Here is an 18,847-nt window from a genome sequence, read left to right on the forward strand (position 1 = left end):
CTCAGGTCGACGTGATGGGGAAGTCGAAGTAGCGGTCCGGGTACGGCTCGTCCGCCAGCGCGTAGTGCCACCACTCGCGGTCGTACGACCGGAAACCGCAGTCCTCCATGATCGAGCGGAGGTGCCGGCGGTTGTCCGCCTCGACCGGGGTGAGCCCCGTCGCGCCGTGGTGCGAGACGGGGTCCATCAGGTCGTGGCCGCCACCCGTGGCGGCGAGCTCACCGGTCGCCAGGTGGTAGAGCGTCAGGTCGACCGCGCTGCCCCTGGTGTGGCCCGACCTGGCGGCCACGTACCCCTTCTCGACCATCTCGGCGCGGTCGATGGCCGGGTAGTGCCGCGCCTTCGTCCGACCGTCCTCCGGTTGCCGCGTCCAGCGCAGGAAGTGGTCCACCGCGCGTTGCGGGCGGTAGCCGTCCCAGACGAGCAGGCCGAAGCCCAGGGTCGCGGCCTTCTCCTGCGCGCTCCGCAGGGCCGCGCACAGCGCCCGCGTGCCGACGACCCGGTTCGCCGCGTAGCCGTCCACGGGTCCGCCGGTGAAGTTGTCCCCGGTGGCGTACTTGGCGTCCCAGCGCAGTCCGGGCACGAACTCGTCGAGGAAGACGAAGTCGTCGTTCACCGGGCCGCTCCGGCCAGGGCCAGCGACACGACCCGGTCGATCACCTCGCCGAGCGGCATCCCGGCCGCCGCCATCATCCTCGGGTACCGGCTGTACGAGGTCAGGCCGGGCAGGGTGTTGACCTCGCTGAGGACCACCGTCCCTTCCTCCGTCAGGAACATGTCCACCCGAGCCAGTCCCCGGCAGCCGAGAGCGCGGTACACGGTCTTCGCGGTCTCCCGGACGAGCGCGCGCGCCTCGGCCGGGATGTCGGCCGGGACGATCGCCGTCGAGTTCTCGGAGCCGCTCTCCGGCTCGCTCTCCTGGTGGATCCGGAAGAAGCCGTGCGAGAGCGCGATCCGGTCCACCTCGCCGGCGACCGGGTCCGCCGCGTCGCCCAGGATGGCGCAGCCGACCTCGCTGCCGACGACGGCCCGCTCCAGCACCACCTTCGAGTCGTACTGCCTCGCGGTCTCCACCGCGTCCGCCAAGTCCTCCGGCCGGGTCACCTTGCTGACGCCGAAGGACGATCCCGACCGGGCCGGCTTCACGAACACCGGGTAGGACAGCCGGTCGGGTTCGACCCGCTCGTCCTTCGCGACGACCCGGAAGTCCGGCGTGGCGATCCCCGCGGCGCGGGCGACGAGGTAGGCGAGGGACTTGTCCATGCACAGGGCGGAGCTCTGCACGTCGCAGCCCGCGTAGGGGATGCCGGAGAGCTCCAGCAGGCCCTGCGTCGCGCCGTCCTCGCCGAGCCTGCCGTGCAGGACGGGCAGCACCACGTCCAGTTCGATCGTCCGGTACCGCCCCTCCTCCAGCACCAGCAGTCCGCGCGCGTCGCGGTCCGGCGACAGCACGACCGGGCGGGAACCGCCGTTCTCCCACCCCGGTTCCGGACCGTCGCAGAGCCGCCACGCGCCGCTCCGGGTGATCCCCACGTAGAACGGCTCGTACTTGTCGGTATCGAGGTGCCTGGCCACCTCCCGGGCGGATTTGACGGAGACGGGGTGCTCTTCGGAGCGACCCCCGAACACGATGCCGATCTTCATATCCAGTGCTGCTTTCTGCTCTCGAAGTCGCGACAGTTGATGAGGGAGTTCGCCACGGTGTCGCGGAGCGCGTGGTCGGTGTGGTAGGCGGTGTGCGGTGTGATCACCACGTTCGGCAGTCGCCGCAACCGCGACAGGTGCTCGTGGCCGAGGGGCCGGTTCCGGTGGTCGGCGTAGAAGATCCCCTCCTCCCCTTCGAGCACGTCCAGCGCCGCGCCGCCCAACCGGCCGCTCTCCAAGGCGGGCAGGAGCGCGTCGGTGTCGATCAGCCCACCCCGCCCGGTGTTGACGACGAACGCGCCGCGCTTCATCCGCTCGATGCGCCGGCGGTTCAACAGGTGGCGCGTGGCCGCGGTGAGCGGTGTGTGGAGCGTGACGACGTCGCTCTGCCGGAGCAGTTCGTCGAGCGGCACGTGCTCGGCCGACGACCCGGGTCGGACGTCGTGGGCCAGCTGCCGACACCCGAAGCCCCGCAGCCGGTCGACGACCGCGGCGCCGATGCGGCCCGTGCCGACCACCCCGACGGTCAGGTCGCGCAGTTCCCGCCCGGGCAGGTCGGGCAACCTGTAGTCGTGAGCGTCCGCGCGCCTGAGGACGGACCCCGCGTTCCGCACCGCCATCAGCATCAACATCACGGTGTAGTCGGCCACGCTGTGGGGCGAGTACTCGACGGTCCCGACGGTGATGCCGACGCTCGCCGCGTAGGCCACGTCGACGTGGTCGTCGCCGATGCTCCTCGTGGAGAGGTACGCCACGCCGACCTGGCTGAGCGCGAGCAGGGTCGGGTTGGTGATCCGGGTCTTGTGGCCCACGCTCACGCACCGGTTCCCCGAGGCCAGTGCCGCGTTGGCCGTGGACACCGCCTCCCCGGTGATGGTCGGCGTCACGCCGAAGCGAGGCGCCAGCTCGCGGAACAGGACGGCTTCGTCCGGTCCGCAGCCGTACACCGTGATGCCCGGCGGCGGGCCGGGAGGGGAGGACCGGGGCTCCGGTGATCGGGTGCGGCGGGCCGACGGCAGTGCCGGTTCGCGGTCGGTCATGGCGCCAGTCAAGGCGAAGCGGCGTTGCCGGCACGTATGCGGTTCCCGATATGCCGACCATATGTTACCGACCAGTAAAACGGGGGCGGTCGCCCGTCCCGTCGGCCGGCCGAGCCCTTCCCAGCAGATGAACGCTCGTCCGAACGGTCGCGTCGAGCAGGTACGGTCCGTCGCGCAAGCGCGGACACGACCCACCGGGGGAAGTGTCCGCCCGAAGAACTGGGAGGGAACGAGCCGTGCGCCGTCCTGTCCGTGGCACCGCTGTCGTCGCGCTCGCGCTGACCGGCCTCCTGGTGGTGAGCGCGTGCGCGAAGGACTCCGGTGGCAGCAGCACCGGGCCGACCGCCACCGGCGCCGCTTGCGAGTTCGCGACGCCGCCCGGCGCGCCCGCCACCCCGAACACCGGCACCACCGAGGCCGACGGCGTGAAGGTCGACGGCAGCGCGCTGAAGATCGGTCTGGCCTACGACATCGGCGGCCGCGGCGACGCGTCGTTCAACGACCTCGCCGCCGCCGGGTTCGACCGGGCCATCGCGGACTTCGGCGTGCGCAAGGAGAACACCCGCGAGCTCTCCGCCTCGCCGAACGAGGACGAGTCGGTGAAGCAGTCCCGCCTGCGCCAGCTCGCGCGCGAGGGCTTCAACCCGATCGTCGGCGTCGGCTTCGCCTACACCGAGTCGCTGAAGGTCGTCGCGCCGGAGTTCCCGGAGGTCCGGTTCGGTCTGGTCGACTCGGCGGTGGAGGGCGCGGCCAACGTCACGCCGCTGGTCTTCGCCGAGCAGGAAGGCGCGTTCCTCGCCGGTGTCGTGGCCGCGTACCAGAGCAAGAAGTGCCACGTCGGGTTCGTCGGCGGCGTGGACATCCCGCTGATCCACAAGTTCGAGGCCGGCTACGCGCAGGGCGCGAAGGCCGCCGCGCCGAACATCGTGGTCGAGAAGAAGTACATCACCCCGGCCACCGACTTCACCGGCTTCCAGGACCCGGCGAAGGGGCTGGAGACCGCGAAGGGCCTCATCGAGAAGGGCGCGGACGTCCTCTACCCCGCCGCCGGCGCGTCCGGCATCGGCGTCTTCTCCGCGGTCAAGCAGGCGGGTGTGCTGGCGATCGGGTGCGACGCCGACCAGTACAACCAGCCCTCGCTCGCGGACACCCGGGACGTCATCGTCGCGTCGAGCCTCAAGCGCGTCGACGTGGCGGTGTACGACTTCTTCAGCGCCGCCGCGCGCAACGACCTGGCGTCGCTGCCGAAGGTCTTCGACCTCAAGGTGGACGGCGTCGGGTACGCCACGTCGGGCGGCAAGGTCGACGCGAAGCTGCAGGGCATCCTCGAAGGCTTCAAGGCGCAGATCATCGACGGCTCGATCAAGGTCGCGGACAAGCCGTAGTCCACCGGTCCGCGGCCGCCGGGCCGGGCGGGGGTGCCGTCCCCGCCCGGCCCGGCGGTCCGCCGGCGGCCGGACGCGCCCCGGCGGGCGGCGGTCGGGGCGGGAGCGGTCAGAGCGCGGAGAAGTGGGCCGCGTCGCCGACCACCGTGGTGCTCGTGACGCCGTCCACGCTGACCGGGACGTCACCCGCGATGGTGATGCGGTGCAGACGGCGGCGCGCGTCGTCGTAGTCGGCGACGCCGTAGTGCTGGGTGGCGCGGTTGTCCCAGATCGCCACGTCGCCGTCGGCCCACTGCCAGCGCACCGTGTTCTCCAGCCTGGTCACCCGGTCCTGGAGCAGTCGGTGGACCGACTGCGACTCGGCGTTCGTCAGCCCCACGATCCGCTTGACGAAGTGGCCCAGCAGCAACGCCCGCTCGCCGGTCTCCGGGTGCACGCGCACGACCGGGTGCTCGGTCTCGTAGCGCTGCGACTCGAACTCGTCGCGGTAGGACTCCTCCTTCACGTCCACCCCGCCGATGCGGGTCGAGTCCACGTGCCCGGCGTAGTCGTAGACGTTGCTGTGCACCGCCCACAGCCGGTCCACCAACGCCTTCAACGCCGGCGGCAGCTCCTCGTAGGCGCGCACCGTGTTGGCCCACACCGTGTTGCCCCCGTAGGGCGGCAGCTCGACCGCGCGCAGGATGCTGATCGCGGGCACGCGGTCGACGAACGTGACGTCGGTGTGCCAGCTGTTGGCCTTGCCGTAGTCGGAGTCGATCGGCAGCACGTTGGCGTGCTCGCGGCCCTTGACGGTCGGGTGGGCCAGCGTCGGCTCGCCGAGCAGCCGGGCGAAGGCGAGCTGGCCGTCGTCGTCCAGGTGCTCCTGGCCGCGGAAGAACACCACCTTGTGGGCCAGCAGCGCGTCCCGGACGGTCGCGACGGCGCCCTCGGACAGGTCGCCGCCCAGCCGGACGCCGCCGATCCGCGCGCCGATGCCCGCGCCGAGCCGGTGGACGGTGATCGTGTCGGAAAGCTGTGCGGTCATCACGGTGTCCTCTCGTGGGAATGCGTTCGCACTTCACGATGGGCAGCCACGGGTGTCGGCCACAACATTGCACGGCGGTGAATTAAGTCGTCCCAGCACGCGGACGCGGTTGACACGACCGAGCGCCTCGACACTTCTTTGCGCGGCGCAAAGAAGTGCCCCGTGTCCAGCTCCGCGAACCGCCGACTCCATGATGTGGGACGGCCACCGAGCCCGTTGACCCGGCCTGACCTGGGTGTGAGGCTCGTCGGGTGAGCCAAGCCGTCAACCTCACCTCGCGCCGGCACGTCGACCTCCGACGGCAAGCCGGCGCCCTCTGTCGCGCCGGTCGCTGAACGCGCCTCCCCTTTCTCGCCACTCGGGTCCCGCGACCCGGTATTTCGGCCTGCCCGCATTTACCCAACAAAGGATTCGCCGTGATCAGCACGCGACGGAACTTCCTCGGCCTCACCCTCCTCGGCCTGACGGCGGCCGCGGTCGGCTGCTCCACCGCGGGCGCCGGCGGCGCCGAAACCAGGACGCTGCGCTACCAGGGCTGGGCGGGCGACGTGACCCTGCCCGAACTGGCCGCCGACCTCGGCTACCTCGGCGACGTGACGCTGGAGTGGGTCGGCAACACCACCAGCGGCCCGCAGGACATCCAGTCCGCCGCCACCGGCCAGGTCGACTTCGGCGGCGCGTTCAACGGCGCGGTGGTCAAGCTCAAGGCCGCGGGCGCCCGGATCAGGTCGGTGATCGGCTACTACGGCTCCGACGAGGCGGCGTTCAGCGGGTTCTACGTGCCGGAGGACAGCCCGATCACCTCCGCTCGCGACCTGATCGGCAAGAAGGTCGGCATGAACACCCTGGGTGCGCACCACGAGGCCATGCTCGGCATCTACCTCAAGCGCAACGGGCTGTCCCCCGACGAGATCAAGAAGGTGGAGCCGATCGCGGTGCCGCCGGTCAACATCGAGCAGTCCGTGCGGCAGGGGCAGATCGAGGTCGGCGTCCTCGGCGGCATCCTGCGCGACAAGGCGTTGGAGAAGGGCGGCCTGCGCAAGCTGTTCTCCGACTTCGACCTGCTGGGCGCGTTCACCGCGGGCACCTACGTGTTCACCGAGGACTTCCTCAGGGACAACCCGGGCACCGTGCGAACCTTCGTCAGCGGCGTGGCGCAGGCCATCGAGTGGAGCCGGACGACCCCGCGTGAGGAGGTCGTGGCGCGCAAGGTCGACATCCTCACCAAGCGCGGGCGCAACGAGGACCCGGCCGCGTTGCGGTACTGGAAGTCCAACGGCGTGGCCGGGAAGGGCGGCCGGATCGTGGACCAGGAGCTGACGCTGTGGGTCGACTGGCTCGCCGAGCGCGGCGAGATCGCCAAGGACCAGGTCACGCTCTCCGACCTCTACACCAACGAGTTCAACGGGGTGGCGGCGTGAGCGCCCACATCGGTTTCCGCGACGTGGGCAAGCGGTTCGCGGTCCGCGACCGCGCATCCCGGCGGCGCGCCGAGTTCACCGCCGTGCAGGGGGTGGACCTGGACGTGGAACGCGGCGAGTTCCTGGTCCTGGTCGGGCCGAGCGGCTGCGGCAAGTCCACGTTGCTCGACCTGCTCGGCGGCCTGACCGAGCCGAGCGAGGGCCAGGTGCTGCTGGACGGCGTCCCGATCACCGGGCCGGGCCTGGACCGCGGCGTGGTGTTCCAGCAGTACGCGTTGCTGCCGTGGCGCACCGCGCAGGGCAACGTCGAGTTCGGGCTGGAGGCGGCCGGCGTGCCGCGCCGGGAACGCGCCGGGCGGGCCCGCGAGTTCCTGGACCTGGTGGGGCTGAACGGGTTCGAGGACCGGCACCCGCACCAGCTCTCGGGTGGCATGCGGCAGCGCGTCGCGATCGCCCGCAGCCTGGCCTACGACCCGACCGTGCTGCTGATGGACGAGCCGTTCGCGGCCCTGGACGCGCAGACCCGCGAGTCCCTGCAGGACGAGCTGCTGCGCATCTGGCGGCGCACCGGCAAGACGGTCGTGTTCATCACGCACTCCATCGACGAGGCGGTCTACCTCGGGCAGCGGGTCGCGGTGCTGACCTCGCGGCCGGGCCGGGTCAAGGAGGTGGTGCCGATCGAGCTCGGTGACCGCGTCGGTCAGGTCGACCTGCGTTCGAGCACCGAGTTCGCGCGATATCGACACCGGATCTGGGAGCTGCTGCAGGACGAGGTCTCGCGCGCCCAGCAACAGGAGAAGGAGGTGGCGGGGGGATGACCGCGCTGCTGGAGTCACGACCGGTCGCGGACGAGGAGCGACCCGCCGGCCGGGTGCGGAGGCCCTCGGTCGCGCGCCGCGTCGCCGACGCGCTGGTGACGGCGACGGGCAAGGTGGCGGCGATCGCGGTGCTGCTGGCGGTGTGGGAGGTCGCGCCCCGGCTCGGCCTGGTCGACGCCACGTTCCTGCCGCCGTTCTCCACCGTGCTCGACGCCTGGTGGGAGCTGGCCGCCGGCGGTCAGCTCGTGGACCACACCGGGGCGAGCCTGGCGCGTTCGCTGTCCGGGTTCGGCCTCGCGGTGGCGGTCGCCGTGCCGCTCGGGTTGCTGATCGGCTGGTACCAGCCGGTGGCGACGCTGCTCGGTCCGCTGCTGGAGGTCTTCCGCAACACCGCGGCGCTGGCGTTGCTGCCGGTGTTCGTGCTGCTGCTGGGCATCGGCGAGACGTCGAAGATCGCCATCGTGTTCTACGCCTGCACCTGGCCGATCCTGCTCAACACGATCAGCGCGGTGCGCGGGGTCGACCCGACCCTGCTGCGGCTGGCCCGGTCGGTGGACCTGTCGGGGTTCCGGCTCTTCCAGAAGGTGATCCTGCCCGCCTCGGTGCCCACGGTGTTCACCGGCATCCGGCTGGCCGGCGCGGTGTCGATCCTGGTGCTGGTGGCCGCGGAGATGGTGGGCGCCAAGGCCGGGCTCGGCTACCTGGTCAACGCCTCGCAGTTCAACTTCGCCATCCCCCGGATGTACGCGGGCATCGTCACCATCTCGGCCATCGGCGTGGTGTTCAACCAGCTGCTGGTCGCCTTGGAGCGCCGGTTCACCTCCTGGCGCGTCCCCGTCGGTTCCTGATCCACCTCAGCACGGGAAGGAGCACGCGCATGACGCTCGAACTCGACGCGGACGTGCTGGTCGTCGGCGGTGGGCCCGCCGCGACGTGGGCGGCGCTCAAGGCCGCCGAGGACGGCGCCGCGGTGGTGCTGGCCGACAAGGGCTACTGCGGCACCAGCGGCGCGACGGCGTCCGGCGGCACCGGCGTGTGGTACGTGCCGCCGGAGCCCGAGGCGCGGGAGCGGGCCATGGCCAGTCGGGAAGCGCTCGGCGGGCACCTGGCGGACCGGCGCTGGATGGCCAGGGTGCTCGACGAGACCTACGACCGGATCAACGAGCTGGCGGAGGTGGCCCGCTACCCGTTCCCGACGGGTCCGGACGGCCGCCCGCTGCGCAACGGCCTCCAAGGGCCGGAGTACATGCGGCGGCAGCGGGTGCGGGTGCGCCGGGCCGGGGTGCGGGTCCTCGACCACAGCCCCGTCACCGAACTGCTCACCGCGGACGACGGCGCGGTGGCGGGCGCGGCGGGCCACCAGCGGCAGGCCGACCGGCCGTTCCGGGTGCGGGCCGGCGCGGTGGTGCTGGCGACCGGTGGCTGCGCGTTCCTGAGCAAGGCGCTGGGCTGCGACGTGAACACCGGTGACGGCGCGCTGTTCGCCGCCGAGGTCGGCGCGGAGCTGTCCGGCATGGAGTTCTCCAACGCCTACGGCATCGCGCCCGAGCACACGTCGGTCACCAAGACCGCGTTCTACAACTACGCCACGTTCTACCGGGCGGACGGCTCGGTGCTCGACGGCGCGGGCAGCCAACGGGGCCGGTCGGTGATCGCGAGGACGCTGCTGACCGGGGAGAAGGTGTTCGGCAAGCTGGACCGCGCCGACGAGGCGGCCCGCGGGGCGATGCGGCTGGCCCAGCCGAACTTCTTCCTGACCTTCGACCGGCTGGGCGTCGACCCGTTCACCCAGCCGTTCCCGGTGACCCTGCTGGCCGAGGGCACGGTGCGCGGCACCGGCGGCATCCGGATCGTCGACGACGGTTGCGCGACCACCGTGCCCGGCCTGTACGCGGCCGGCGACGCGGCGACCAGGGAGCTGATCTGCGGCGGGTTCACCGGCGGCGGCAGCCACAACGCGGCGTGGGCGATCTCGTCCGGGTCGTGGTCGGGACGGGCGGCGGCCCGGTTCGCCCGCGCGCTCGGGCCGTCCGCGCGGCAGCGCCCGGTCCGCGCCGCCGGTGGCGCGGGACTGCGCCCGACCGGCCCGGCGACATCGCTGTCGGCGGCGGAGGTCGTGCGCGCCGTGCAGGCCGAAGTGCTGCCGTACGACAAGAACTACCTGAGGCACGGTGACGTGCTGCGCACTGCGCTGGGGCAGCTCGACGGCACGTGGTCGGCGGTGCGCTCCGGCCTGCGCGCCGAGGGCCGCGACGTGGTGCGGGCGCGCCAGGCCGCGGCGATGGTCGCGCACGCCCGGTGGATGTACACCTCGGCGCTGGTCCGCAGCGAGAGCCGGGGCATGGCCAAGCGGCTCGACTTCCCCGAACTCGACCCCGCCCAGCACTTCCGGGTCACCTCCGGTGGCCTGGACGCGGCGTGGGCCCGACCGCAGGAGGTGGCGGCGTGATCGAACTGGTGTCGGCCGCGCGGTGCGTCACCTGCGACAAGTGCGTCGCCGTGTGCCCCACCAACGTGTTCGACCGCGGCGCGGACGGAGTGCCGGTGATCAGCAGGCAGCAGGACTGCCAGACCTGCTTCCAGTGCGAGGCGAACTGCCCGACCGACGCGTTGTTCGTGGCGCCGCAGACCCACCCGCTGCCGGCCGGGTCGTCCGCCCACGACGAGGAGCACCTGCGGCGGACGGGACTGCTCGGCAGCTACCGGCGCGACATCGGGTGGGGCCGCGGGCGCACACCGGGCGCGGCGAAGGCGGTGGGCCCCGCGCTGTCCCCGTCCGGCCCGCCGCTGATCTCGTGAACCCCGCGAGGCGCGGCACCGGGGCGGCGGCGGTGTTGGGCGCCGTGCTGCGGCACGGACCGGTCGCGCGCACCACCATCGCCCGGCTGACCGGTCTGAGCCCGGCGGCGGTGACGCGCAACTGCGCGGCGCTGGCCGGTCTCGGCCTGCTCACCGAGGCGGCCGGGTCGCTGCCGTACCGGGGCATGGGCCGTCCGCACTCCCCCGTCGACGTGGAGACCCGCCGGCACCTGGTGGCCGGGATCCACGTCGCCCACGACCACTGCACGCTGGCGTTGCTGGACCTGCGCGGCCGCGTCCGGGCCAGGCTGCGGGTGCCGCACCGCGACCCGGACGACCACCGGGAGGTGCTGGCGACCGCCGCCGACCGCCTGGTGCGGCTGCACGCCGAGCACCTGCCGGGGCACGTGCCGCTCGGCCTGGGCGTGGCCGTCGGCGGCTGGGTCGACACCGAGGCGGGCGTGCTGGTCGAGCACGCGTCGCTGGGCTGGCGGGACGTGCCCGTGCGCGACCTGCTCGCGGCGCGGACCGGCCTGCCGGTGCTGGTGGACAGCCACGCGCGGGCGTTGGCGCGGGCGGAGCAGCTGTTCGGCGCCGCGGGACACCACCGGTCGCTGGTGCACCTGTTCGTCGGCAACGTGGTGGACGCGGCGATCATCACCGGCGGCGGCCCTCACCGGGGCACGCGGTCGGCGGCGGGAGGTGTCGCGCACCTGGCGCTCGGCGACCCGGTGATCGACTGCCCGTGCGGCCGCAAGGGGTGCCTGGAAGCCACCGTGTCCGACCGCGCCTGGGCGTGGCGCGCCCACCGGGCGGGTGTGATCCCCCGGCCGTCGATCGCGGACCTGGTCGACGCCGCCGCGGCCGGGGACGCGAGGGCCACCGCGCTGCTCGTCGACCGCGCCAGGATCGTCGCCCGCGCCGCGGCGCTGCTGTTCGACATCGTCAACCCCGACGTCGTCGTGGTCACCGAGCTGGGCGTCATCCGGCTGCCCGAGTGCGCGGACGCGTTGCGCGCCGAGGTGGCCGCGACCTCGCGCGCGTGCCCGTCGCCCTCGACGGTGCTGCCGAGCAGCTTCGGCCCGGACGTCCTCGGCGTGGCGGCCGGGGCCGTGCAGCTGGACGCGATCTACGCCGACCCGCTCGACATCCGCAACCCGATCCGACTGGGAGTCTGAAGTTGTCCGCACGAGAGCTCCACCTCAACGCGTTCCTGATGGGCGTCGGCCACCACGAAGCCGCCTGGCGGCACCCGCGCGCCGACCCGCGCGCCCTCGACGAGGTGGCGCACTTCCAGCACCTGGCGCGGATCGCCGAGCGCGGGACGTTCGACTCGGTGTTCCTGGCCGACGGCGTGCAGATCTGGGGCGACGTGCGGCACACGGCCGCCAACCGGTTCGAGCCGATCACGCTGCTGACCGCAATCTCGCAGGCCACCGAGCGCATCGGGCTGATCGCGACCGCGTCGACCGGGTTCAGCGAGCCGTACAACCTGGCACGGCTGTTCTCCTCGCTCGACCACATCAGCGGCGGGCGGGCCGGGTGGAACATCGTCACCACGGCGGGCGACCGGTCGGCGCAGAACTTCAACCGCGAGGTCAACTTCGACCACGCCGAGCGCTACCAGCGGGCCGACGAGTTCCTCGACGTGACCACCGCGCTGTGGGACTCGTGGGAGGACGACGCGCTGGTCGTGGACCGGGAGTCCGGGGTGTTCGCCGACGACGCCAAGGTGCACGAGATCAACCACAAGGGCCGGTTCTTCTCGGTGCGCGGACCGCTGAACGCGGTGCGCGCGCCGCAGGGGCGCCCGCTGCTGGTGCAGGCCGGGTCGAGCGAGGACGGCAAGGAGTTCGCGTCGGCGTGGGCGGAGGCGGTGTTCACCGCGCACCAGGCGCACGGCGACGCGACCGCGTTCTACGCCGACCTCAAGCGCCGCGTCACGGCGCGGGGGCGTGACGCCGACGACGTGAAGGTGCTGCCCGGCATCGTCCCGGTGCTCGGCGGCACGGAGGCCGAGGCGCGGGCGCTGGCCGAGGAGCTCGACGGGCTGATCATCCCGGTGCGGGCGGTGCGGCAGCTGACCGAGCTGATCGGCGTCGACTTGACCGACCACCCGCTCGACGAGCGGTTGCCGGAGTTCCCGCCGGTCAGCCAGGTCAACGGCGCGAAGAGCCGGTTCGAGCTGGTGCGCGACCTGGCGCGGCGGGAGCGGCTGACGCTGCGCCAGTTGCTCGGCCGGCTCGGCGGCGGGCGCGGGCACCAGGTCGTCGCCGGCACGCCCGAGCAGATCGCCGACCACGTCGAGCTGTGGTTCACCACGGGCGCGGCGGACGGCTTCAACGTGATGGCGCCCCTGCTGCCCTCGGGGCTGGAGGACTTCGTCGACCACGTCGTGCCGCTGCTGCGGGCCCGGGGCCTGTTCCGCACCGAGTACACCGGCCGCACGCTGCGCGAGCACTACGGCCTGCCGCGCCCGGTCAGCCGGTACGCCGCGGCTTCGTTGATCTGAACGGCCCCCCGACCTCCCTCCGCCGCACCGGGCGGGTGCAGTCGTCCGGTGCGGCGGGGGGATCCGGAAGTGCCGCCGCCGCTCCGGTGCGCCGCGGGCGGTTGCTAGCGTGTCGCCGTGTCTGAGCGAGAGCACACCGGGCGGATCCTCGACGGCCGGTTCGAGCTGCTGGAGAGGCTGGGCAGCGGCGGGATGGGGACGGTCTGGCGCGCCCTCGACCTGGGGCTGCACCGCGAGGTGGCCATCAAGGAGGTCCGCCCGGCCGACGCCGACCAGATCGACGGCAACTCCGCGATGGCCGCCCAGCTGCGGGAGCGCGTGCTGCGCGAGTCCCGCGCGCTCGCCCGGTTGCAGCACCCGAACGTCGTGTCGATCTACCAGATCATCGAGTCCGCCGACTCGCCGTACCCGTGGATCGTCATGGAGCTGGTCCGCGGCACGTCGCTGGACGCGCGGCTGAACGACGGCGTGCTCACCCCGGCCGAGGCGGCGGGCATCGGGCGGGACGTGCTCGCGGCGCTGCGCTCGGCCCACTCGGCGGGCGTGATGCACCGCGACGTCAAGCCCGGCAACGTGTTGCTGCGGACGGACGGCAGCGCCGTGCTCACCGACTTCGGCATCGCCGCCCTGCAGGGCTCCACCCAGCTCACCGCGACCGGCGACGTCATCGGGTCACCGGAGTACATCGCGCCGGAGCGGCTGCGCGGCGACGAGACGCACGCCGCGTCGGACTTCTGGTCGCTCGCCATGCTGCTGTACGTGGCCGTCGAGGGCTACCACCCGATGCGCCGCGCGTCCACGATGGCGACGCTCGCCGCCGTGATGACCGAGCCGGTCCCGCCGCCACGACGCGCGGGCGCCCTCGCACCCGCGCTCAACGCCGCGCTGCGCAACGAGCCGGCCGAGCGGCCCAGCGGCGAGGTGCTGGACCAGATGTTCGCCGCGGCCGAGCGCGACCCGGTTCCGCTCCTGGGACCCCCCACCCCGGCGGGGTTCGCCGTCCAGGGGCCGCCGAGCGGTCCGCAGCCCTCACCGCAGTACCCCCACTGGCAGACGCCGGCGCCGGTCGGCGGGCCGCCTCCGCACGGTTACCCGCAGTCCTACCCCACCCCGCTCCCGAAGCCGCGCAAGCGGGCGGGCGCCGTGGTGGGCTCCCTCGTGGGGGTCGCGATGGTCGTCGCGGTCACGCTGCTGGTGGCCCGCCTGACGGGCGTGTACGACTGGACGGCCTCCCCCGGCGGCTCGGCGACCACGCCGATGCTCACCGACCTGCCCGCCGGCCGGACGACCACCGCGGCCACCGCGGCGAAGAGCGACCTGCTCACGCCCGCCGGCGCGCGCGAGGCGGTCGCCGCGCTCCGCGAGGCGATGGGCGGCACCGCGGTGTCCGAGATGACGCTGTGGTCGGACCACGCGACGGCCGTCGCCCCGACCGCGGCGGTCGCGCACGGCTTCGACGACTTCGAGTACCGGGGCGGCAAGGCGACCAGGAAAGGCCCGGACGGGGTGGACGCCGACCGGGCGGTGATCGACCTGAACGAGGTCAACTGGGACGCCCTGCCCGCGCTCTTCGACCAGGCGAACACGGAGCTGGGCGTCCCGCAACCCACCATGCGGTACCTGATCATCGACACCGACATCATCGACAAGACCCCGTCGTTCCGGGTGTACGTGATCGACGGTTACGGCGCCGCGTTCCTGGAGGCGAACCTGAAGGGCGAGGTCCAGAAGACCTATCCGCGCGGCAAGTGACCGCTCGGGACGGCGACCGGCCGGTCGCCGTCCCGGTCGTGACGCCGACGGGCCGCGGCGCCGGGCTTGCGGCGTTCCAGCACCCAGTCGGTGACCAGCAGCAGGAGCAAGGGGCTGAGCCAGACCCCGATGCTCGCGGAGCTGTGCCGGAGCAGTTCCGGGCTGCCCTGGAAAGTGGTGTCCAGCTGGGGCGTGAGCACGATCGTGGCGACGATGGTCACGACCCGGCTCAGCACGATCGACATGCTGAGCGCGAAGCTGCGCGACATCCACCGGCGGTGGTCGCCGAAGCGGCGTTGGCGGGCCATGCGCAGACCCGCGACCGTGACCGCCAGCCACAGCGCGGAGCCCACGAGGTTGGCCACGCGCACCGAAGGGCCTCCCGCGGTGTGCCAGCCGATGTAGAGCCCGAGCACGCCGGCGGGCAGCGCGCCGGCGAAGACGTAGACCCGGCCGGTGAGCCGGTGCCCGCGCGGGTGGCTCGCGCGGAACGAGGGCCAGACCTGGAAGCAGGCGGTCACCATGGCGACGGCGCCGAACAAGACGTGCGCGACGAGCAGCGGGTAGTACAGGTCGTCGCCCTCCGGCGGCTCCAGGCGGGACCGAGCCGGGTCGAAGGTCAGGTAGGGCGGCACGGAGAAGGCGAGGAACAACGCCGCCACCGTCATCAGCGGGGCGATCCAGGGGCGACGCCACCAGGTCCGCGCGCGGCGGGGCGGAGCCGTGCGCGGCACGTTCGCGGTCGGGGTCATGGCGGTTTCCGTTCATGCTCGATCGGACGGGATGCGTACGCCGTATCGGCGAGGTGCGCACACCGTATCGACCCCGTGCAGCCAAAATCGCTGCTCAGCGGCATGAAGTGCACTAGTACGGGCGACGAACTGGACTAGTACGATTCCGGCATGTCGTCAGCACAGCGACCGGACCCGCCCTACCGGCGGATCGTCGCGGAACTCCGCGCCCGCATCCTGACCGGAGACCTGCGGCCCGGTGACCGGATGCTCTCCACCCGGCAGATCGCCCAGCGGTGGGGCGTCGCGGTCGCGACCGCGACGAGGGTCGTGGCGACCCTCCGCGACGAGGGGCTGGTCGAGACGAAGGTCGGTTCCGGCACGGTGATCGGCGCCCGCCGCGACCCGGAGCCGACGGCCGGCCGGGTCACGCCACCGCGACCCGGAGGCGTCGCCAAGCAGGCGCCGGCCCGCGGGCACGTCCTGCGCGCCGCCATCGCGATCGCCGACGCCGAAGGGCTCGACGCGGTGTCGATGCGGCGACTCGCGGTCGAGCTCGGCGTCGGCCCGATGTCGCTGTACCGGCACGTCGAGAACAAGGACGAACTGGTGGCGCGGATGGCCGACGAGGTCTTCGGCGAGCTGGACCTGCCGACGCCGGGACCGCCGGGGTGGCGGGCCGGGCTGGAGCTGATCGCCCGCCGCCAGTGGCGGCTGTGCCGACGCCACCTCTGGCTGCCCAGGGCCGTCTCGTTCACCCGCCCGCTGCTGGTGCCCAACATGATGGCCCAGACGGAGTGGGTGCTGCGCGCGCTCGACGGGCTCGGCCTGCCCATGGCGACGAGGGTTCGCGAAGCGCTCACGCTGCACGCGCTGGTCATCACCGCGGCCCTGCCCCTGGCGGACGAGGTCGAGGCCGAGCAGGAGACCGGCGTGCCGCTGGACCGGTGGTGGCTGGCGCGGCGGGCGCGGGCCGACGAGCTCCTCGCCGGCGGGCGCTTCCCCCTGCTGGCCACGATCCCGCCGGACGTGACGTCGGACCTGGACGAGCTCTTCGAGTACGGCCTGGCCCGCCACCTCGACGGGTTCGCCGCCCTGGTGGGAGGTCGGGCCTGAGCGCGGGTGACGCGACCACTGCCGCCCGTCGACGCGAGGCGCGCGGGCGGCAGGGCGACGTCACCTGGCCGAGGTTGCTTTCCGCTGCCACAGCAGCTGGATCTTCGACTCCATGAGCGCGGCCATCTCCGGCCGGCGCTCCTCGACGAAGAAGTGCCCGCCGTCGAACTCGGTGCTCTCCACGCGGTGCTCGGTGTAGCGCTGCCACCCGTCCGTTACGACCCGGTCGTCCCGGCCCTGCATCAGCACGACCGGGCACCGCAGCTGCTCGAACGCCGACTCCTCGTAGCCGCCCAGCAACCTCAGGTCCGCCGCGATGATCGGGGCGAAGTAGCTCATGAAGTCCCGGTCGGCGAGGTTCTCCTCGCTGAGCCCGCCGTAGTCGCGCAGCACCTGCTTGAGGCCTTCGGGGGTGTCCAGCTCGGACACCGCCTTGAACCGGCTGTCGGAGGGCGCGGCCGACCCGGAGCTGAAGAACACCAGCGGCGGGTTGCCCAGGCGTTCCTGGCAGAGCTTGGCGACCTCGTAGCCGATGACGCTGCCCATGCTGTGTCCCCAGATGGCGTACGTCCCCCGGAAGGAGTCGACCAGCTCGGTGAAGATGTCCCTGGCGAGCAGGGGCAGCGACGCCGGCATCGGCGTGGTCGTCCGCTGCTCGCGCAGCGGGTACCGGGCGATCCGGACGTCGATGCCGTCACCGAACGCGAACTTCCACTTGCTGTAGTACAGCATCCCCGCGCCCGCGTGCGGGAAGCACACGAGCGGGAGCTTGTCCACGACGCTCACCAGCGCCCCTTCCTGTCCAGCCGACCGGCGGTCGACCCGGTCACCCGGGTCGCCGGGACAACGGCACGGCCACGTCCGCCGCTCCGGGTGGCCGTGCCGCCGCGCGACACCCGGTCCGGGCGCCGCCTCACGCCCGTTCCAGGAACCGCACGGCGCCGAAGAAGCCGACCACGGTCCACGCGGCGAGCACGATGTAGCTGATCGGCTGCGCCTCGAACGTCGTGTGCGCCAGCGACGCCCTCATGACCTCGGCCATGTGGTAGATCGGCAGCACCTCGTGCACCGCCTGGACCCAGCCGGGCAGCCGCTCGATCGGGAAGTTGATCGGCGAGAACATCAGCGAGATGAACGCGATCAGCTGCGACAGCGCCATCGCGGGCTCCGCCGGCATGACGAACGAGTAGCCGTACCCGATGGCGAAGCAGGACAGCACCATGAGCACGAACGCGGGGATGATCGTCCACGAGATCGCGTAGCCCGGCTCGAAGATCAGGTTCGCGACGAAGACCGAGATGGCGATGGCCGGCACGGTGACCATGGCCCAGATGCCGACGTCGGCGATCAGGAACAGCTTGCGGCTCACCGGCAGCGACTTCACGAAGTCGAGGTAGCCGGTCATCTTCGCGCCCGCGTTCTGCATCGGCACGGTCACCAGCGCCGTCATGATCAGCACGATCGTCGGCGCGCCGGTCGCGAGGTACAGCATGCCGCCGCCCTCCGGCGACGACATCAGGTACGAGAAGCCGATCGCCACGCCGAGGGCGATCACGATCATGATGATCGAGAAGACGACCAGGTAGCTGCCCTGCTTGCGGGCCTGGAGTTCGATCACGTACTTGAGCTTGCTACCGCTGGGCACCTTCGACCGCTCCCCTGCTGCCGACGAGTTCGATGTACATGTCTTCGAGGGTGATCTCGGTGAGGGAGTACTCCGCGAGCAGGCCGCGGTCGCGCTGCTCGGCGGCCCACTTCAGCGCCTCCGAGGCGAGCTCGCGCTCGAAAGTGAGGGTCAGCTCACCGTCCGAGATCTTCAGGCCCTCGCCCCAGCCGGGCTTCTCGAACCGGTCCTCGGTCGCCTTGGCGACGGCTTCCAGCTTCATCCGGTTGCCGGCCGCCTCGCCCCTGATCTGGCGCGCGTTGCCCTGCTTGAGCACCTTGCCCTCGTTGAGCACGGCCATGGTGTCGACCGTGTTCTCGGCCTCCCGGATGCTGTGCGTCACCACCACGACGGCCGTGCCGTCCTTGGCCAGGTCGCGGATCGCGCTCCACAGGTAGCGCCGCCGGACCGGGTCGACGTCGTTCGTCGGCTCGTCCAGGATCACCGCGCGACCGGGCGCGACGGCGGCCATGCAGAACCCGGTGAGGCGCAGGACGCCGCCGGAGAGCTTCGTGCCCTGCACGTCCGCCCACTGCGTGATGTCGAGCTTCTCGAACAGCTCCGTCGTGCGGCGGTCCACCTCCTCGGGGCTGATCCCGCGGAGCTGGCCCATGACGCGGGTGACCGACCGGGGGGTCAGCTCGCCGAGCGGCGTCTTGGACTGGGGCTGCACCGAGCAGAGGTAGCGCCCCAGGTTCCGGTTCTTCACGATGTCCTGGCCGTCGATGACGATCGAACCCGAGTCCGGCTTCAGCAGGCCCAGCAGTTGGTTCACGATCGTCGTCTTGCCCGCGCCGTTGTGGCCGAACAGCCCGAATACCTCGCCCTCGTCGACGTGCAGGCTCACGTCGTCGTTCGCCAGGGTCCGACGACCTCTGGACTTGTACGATTTCGTCACGTGGTCCAGCTCGATCACAGCCATTGTCAACCTCCTCCGAA

General features: G+C 72.2%; 19 protein-coding genes. 11 read left to right on the top strand and 8 right to left on the bottom strand.

Going from position 1 to position 18,847, the window contains the following annotated elements; all coding sequences use genetic code 11:
- Position 1: 1 nt before the first annotated feature.
- The 3 genes from vanX to IOD16_RS22090 are packed head-to-tail and all read right to left on the bottom strand — an operon-like array spanning position 2 to position 2,684.
- Positions 2–616, bottom strand: coding sequence for a D-Ala-D-Ala dipeptidase VanX (vanX, locus tag IOD16_RS22080; RefSeq protein WP_201435954.1), 615 nt, complete (start codon positions 614–616; stop codon positions 2–4).
- Positions 613–1,644 (bottom strand): D-alanine--(R)-lactate ligase, encoded by a 1,032-nt coding sequence (gene vanA / locus IOD16_RS22085; RefSeq protein WP_201435955.1) that lies wholly within the window; start codon positions 1,642–1,644, stop codon positions 613–615. Before vanA ends, vanX begins: the two co-directional genes overlap by 4 nt.
- Entirely contained in the window at positions 1,641–2,684 is a 1,044-nt protein-coding gene (locus tag IOD16_RS22090; RefSeq protein WP_201435956.1) for a D-isomer specific 2-hydroxyacid dehydrogenase family protein, read from the bottom strand. Before IOD16_RS22090 ends, vanA begins: the two co-directional genes overlap by 4 nt.
- 236 nt (positions 2,685–2,920) lie before the next feature.
- On the opposite strand from IOD16_RS22090, the gene IOD16_RS22095 reads away from it, so the two are divergent.
- Entirely contained in the window at positions 2,921–4,069 is a 1,149-nt protein-coding gene (locus IOD16_RS22095; RefSeq protein ID WP_201435957.1) for a BMP family lipoprotein, read from the top strand.
- Positions 4,070–4,178: 109 nt separating this feature from the next.
- On the opposite strand, the gene IOD16_RS22100 is transcribed toward IOD16_RS22095, so the two are convergent.
- Complete coding sequence (locus IOD16_RS22100; protein WP_123747191.1) at positions 4,179–5,096, bottom strand: TauD/TfdA dioxygenase family protein; 918 nt, start codon at positions 5,094–5,096, stop codon at positions 4,179–4,181.
- Between the two features lie 251 nt (positions 5,097–5,347).
- Between IOD16_RS22100 and IOD16_RS41540 the strand changes: the two genes are divergently transcribed.
- From IOD16_RS41540 to IOD16_RS22140, 9 genes are all read left to right on the top strand, one after another.
- Complete coding sequence (locus IOD16_RS41540) at positions 5,348–5,431, top strand: putative leader peptide (RefSeq protein WP_360457754.1); 84 nt, start codon at positions 5,348–5,350, stop codon at positions 5,429–5,431.
- A gap of 81 nt (positions 5,432–5,512) precedes the next feature.
- The gene (locus IOD16_RS22105) at positions 5,513–6,517 is read left to right on the top strand and encodes an ABC transporter substrate-binding protein (RefSeq protein WP_236594276.1); all 1,005 of its coding nucleotides are present in this window, start codon (positions 5,513–5,515) and stop codon (positions 6,515–6,517) included.
- The gene (locus tag IOD16_RS22110) at positions 6,514–7,335 is read left to right on the top strand and encodes an ABC transporter ATP-binding protein (RefSeq protein WP_201435958.1); all 822 of its coding nucleotides are present in this window, start codon (positions 6,514–6,516) and stop codon (positions 7,333–7,335) included. The genes IOD16_RS22105 and IOD16_RS22110 overlap by 4 nt, the downstream gene beginning before the upstream one ends.
- Positions 7,332–8,183, top strand: a complete 852-nt coding sequence (locus IOD16_RS22115) for an ABC transporter permease (protein ID WP_201435959.1) — start codon at positions 7,332–7,334, stop codon at positions 8,181–8,183. The genes IOD16_RS22110 and IOD16_RS22115 overlap by 4 nt, the downstream gene beginning before the upstream one ends.
- Before the next feature lie 29 nt (positions 8,184–8,212).
- Positions 8,213–9,784: an FAD-dependent oxidoreductase gene (locus IOD16_RS22120; protein WP_123747188.1), complete on the top strand. Its 1,572-nt coding sequence runs from the start codon at positions 8,213–8,215 to the stop codon at positions 9,782–9,784.
- Positions 9,781–10,134 carry a 4Fe-4S dicluster domain-containing protein gene (locus IOD16_RS22125; protein WP_201435960.1) on the top strand — a complete coding sequence of 118 codons (354 nt, stop codon included), beginning with the start codon at positions 9,781–9,783 and terminating at the stop codon, positions 10,132–10,134. The genes IOD16_RS22120 and IOD16_RS22125 overlap by 4 nt, the downstream gene beginning before the upstream one ends.
- Positions 10,131–11,312: an ROK family transcriptional regulator gene (locus IOD16_RS22130; RefSeq protein ID WP_123747186.1), complete on the top strand. Its 1,182-nt coding sequence runs from the start codon at positions 10,131–10,133 to the stop codon at positions 11,310–11,312. Before IOD16_RS22125 ends, IOD16_RS22130 begins: the two co-directional genes overlap by 4 nt.
- Before the next feature lie 2 nt (positions 11,313–11,314).
- Entirely contained in the window at positions 11,315–12,646 is a 1,332-nt protein-coding gene (locus IOD16_RS22135; protein ID WP_268957637.1) for an LLM class flavin-dependent oxidoreductase, read from the top strand.
- Positions 12,647–12,763: 117 nt separating this feature from the next.
- Positions 12,764–14,398 carry a serine/threonine-protein kinase gene (locus tag IOD16_RS22140; RefSeq protein WP_201435961.1) on the top strand — a complete coding sequence of 545 codons (1,635 nt, stop codon included), beginning with the start codon at positions 12,764–12,766 and terminating at the stop codon, positions 14,396–14,398.
- On the opposite strand, the gene IOD16_RS22145 is transcribed toward IOD16_RS22140, so the two are convergent.
- A complete protein-coding gene (locus IOD16_RS22145) occupies positions 14,380–15,066 on the bottom strand; it encodes a DUF2306 domain-containing protein (protein ID WP_201441501.1) in 687 nt (228 codons plus the stop codon). The two genes, IOD16_RS22140 and IOD16_RS22145, sit on opposite strands and share 19 nt — an antisense overlap.
- Before the next feature lie 234 nt (positions 15,067–15,300).
- Here IOD16_RS22145 and IOD16_RS22150 point away from each other — a divergent pair, with 234 nt between their 5' ends.
- The gene (locus IOD16_RS22150) at positions 15,301–16,245 is read left to right on the top strand and encodes a TetR/AcrR family transcriptional regulator C-terminal domain-containing protein (RefSeq protein WP_201435962.1); all 945 of its coding nucleotides are present in this window, start codon (positions 15,301–15,303) and stop codon (positions 16,243–16,245) included.
- Between the two features lie 60 nt (positions 16,246–16,305).
- Here IOD16_RS22150 and IOD16_RS22155 read toward each other — a convergent pair whose 3' ends face one another.
- The 3 genes from IOD16_RS22155 to IOD16_RS22165 form a co-directional block, all read right to left on the bottom strand.
- Entirely contained in the window at positions 16,306–17,031 is a 726-nt protein-coding gene (locus tag IOD16_RS22155) for a thioesterase II family protein (RefSeq protein ID WP_201435963.1), read from the bottom strand.
- A 127-nt stretch (positions 17,032–17,158) separates the two neighbouring features.
- Positions 17,159–17,890, bottom strand: coding sequence for an ABC transporter permease (locus tag IOD16_RS22160; protein WP_123747183.1), 732 nt, complete (start codon positions 17,888–17,890; stop codon positions 17,159–17,161).
- Positions 17,877–18,830 carry an ABC transporter ATP-binding protein gene (locus IOD16_RS22165; protein ID WP_201435964.1) on the bottom strand — a complete coding sequence of 318 codons (954 nt, stop codon included), beginning with the start codon at positions 18,828–18,830 and terminating at the stop codon, positions 17,877–17,879. The genes IOD16_RS22160 and IOD16_RS22165 overlap by 14 nt, the downstream gene beginning before the upstream one ends.
- Positions 18,831–18,847 lie beyond the last annotated feature (17 nt).

The organism is Saccharothrix sp. 6-C (assembly GCF_016695385.1).
Taxonomy (GTDB): domain Bacteria; phylum Actinomycetota; class Actinomycetes; order Mycobacteriales; family Pseudonocardiaceae; genus Actinosynnema; species Actinosynnema texasense.

What these genes read in the sequence shown, in the direction of transcription:
- vanA (WP_201435955.1), bottom strand. Translation starts at nt 1,644, where the DNA reads ATGAAGATCGGCATCGTGTTCGGGGGTCGCTCCGAAGAGCACCCCGTC.
- IOD16_RS22090 (WP_201435956.1), bottom strand. Translation starts at nt 2,684, where the DNA reads ATGACCGACCGCGAACCGGCACTGCCGTCGGCCCGCCGCACCCGATCA.
- IOD16_RS22115 (WP_201435959.1), top strand. Translation starts at nt 7,332, where the DNA reads ATGACCGCGCTGCTGGAGTCACGACCGGTCGCGGACGAGGAGCGACCC.
- IOD16_RS22165 (WP_201435964.1), bottom strand. Translation starts at nt 18,830, where the DNA reads ATGGCTGTGATCGAGCTGGACCACGTGACGAAATCGTACAAGTCCAGA.
- IOD16_RS22120 (WP_123747188.1), top strand. Translation starts at nt 8,213, where the DNA reads ATGACGCTCGAACTCGACGCGGACGTGCTGGTCGTCGGCGGTGGGCCC.
- IOD16_RS22150 (WP_201435962.1), top strand. Translation starts at nt 15,301, where the DNA reads ATGTCGTCAGCACAGCGACCGGACCCGCCCTACCGGCGGATCGTCGCG.
- IOD16_RS22100 (WP_123747191.1), bottom strand. Translation starts at nt 5,096, where the DNA reads ATGACCGCACAGCTTTCCGACACGATCACCGTCCACCGGCTCGGCGCG.
- IOD16_RS22145 (WP_201441501.1), bottom strand. Translation starts at nt 15,066, where the DNA reads ATGACGGTGGCGGCGTTGTTCCTCGCCTTCTCCGTGCCGCCCTACCTG.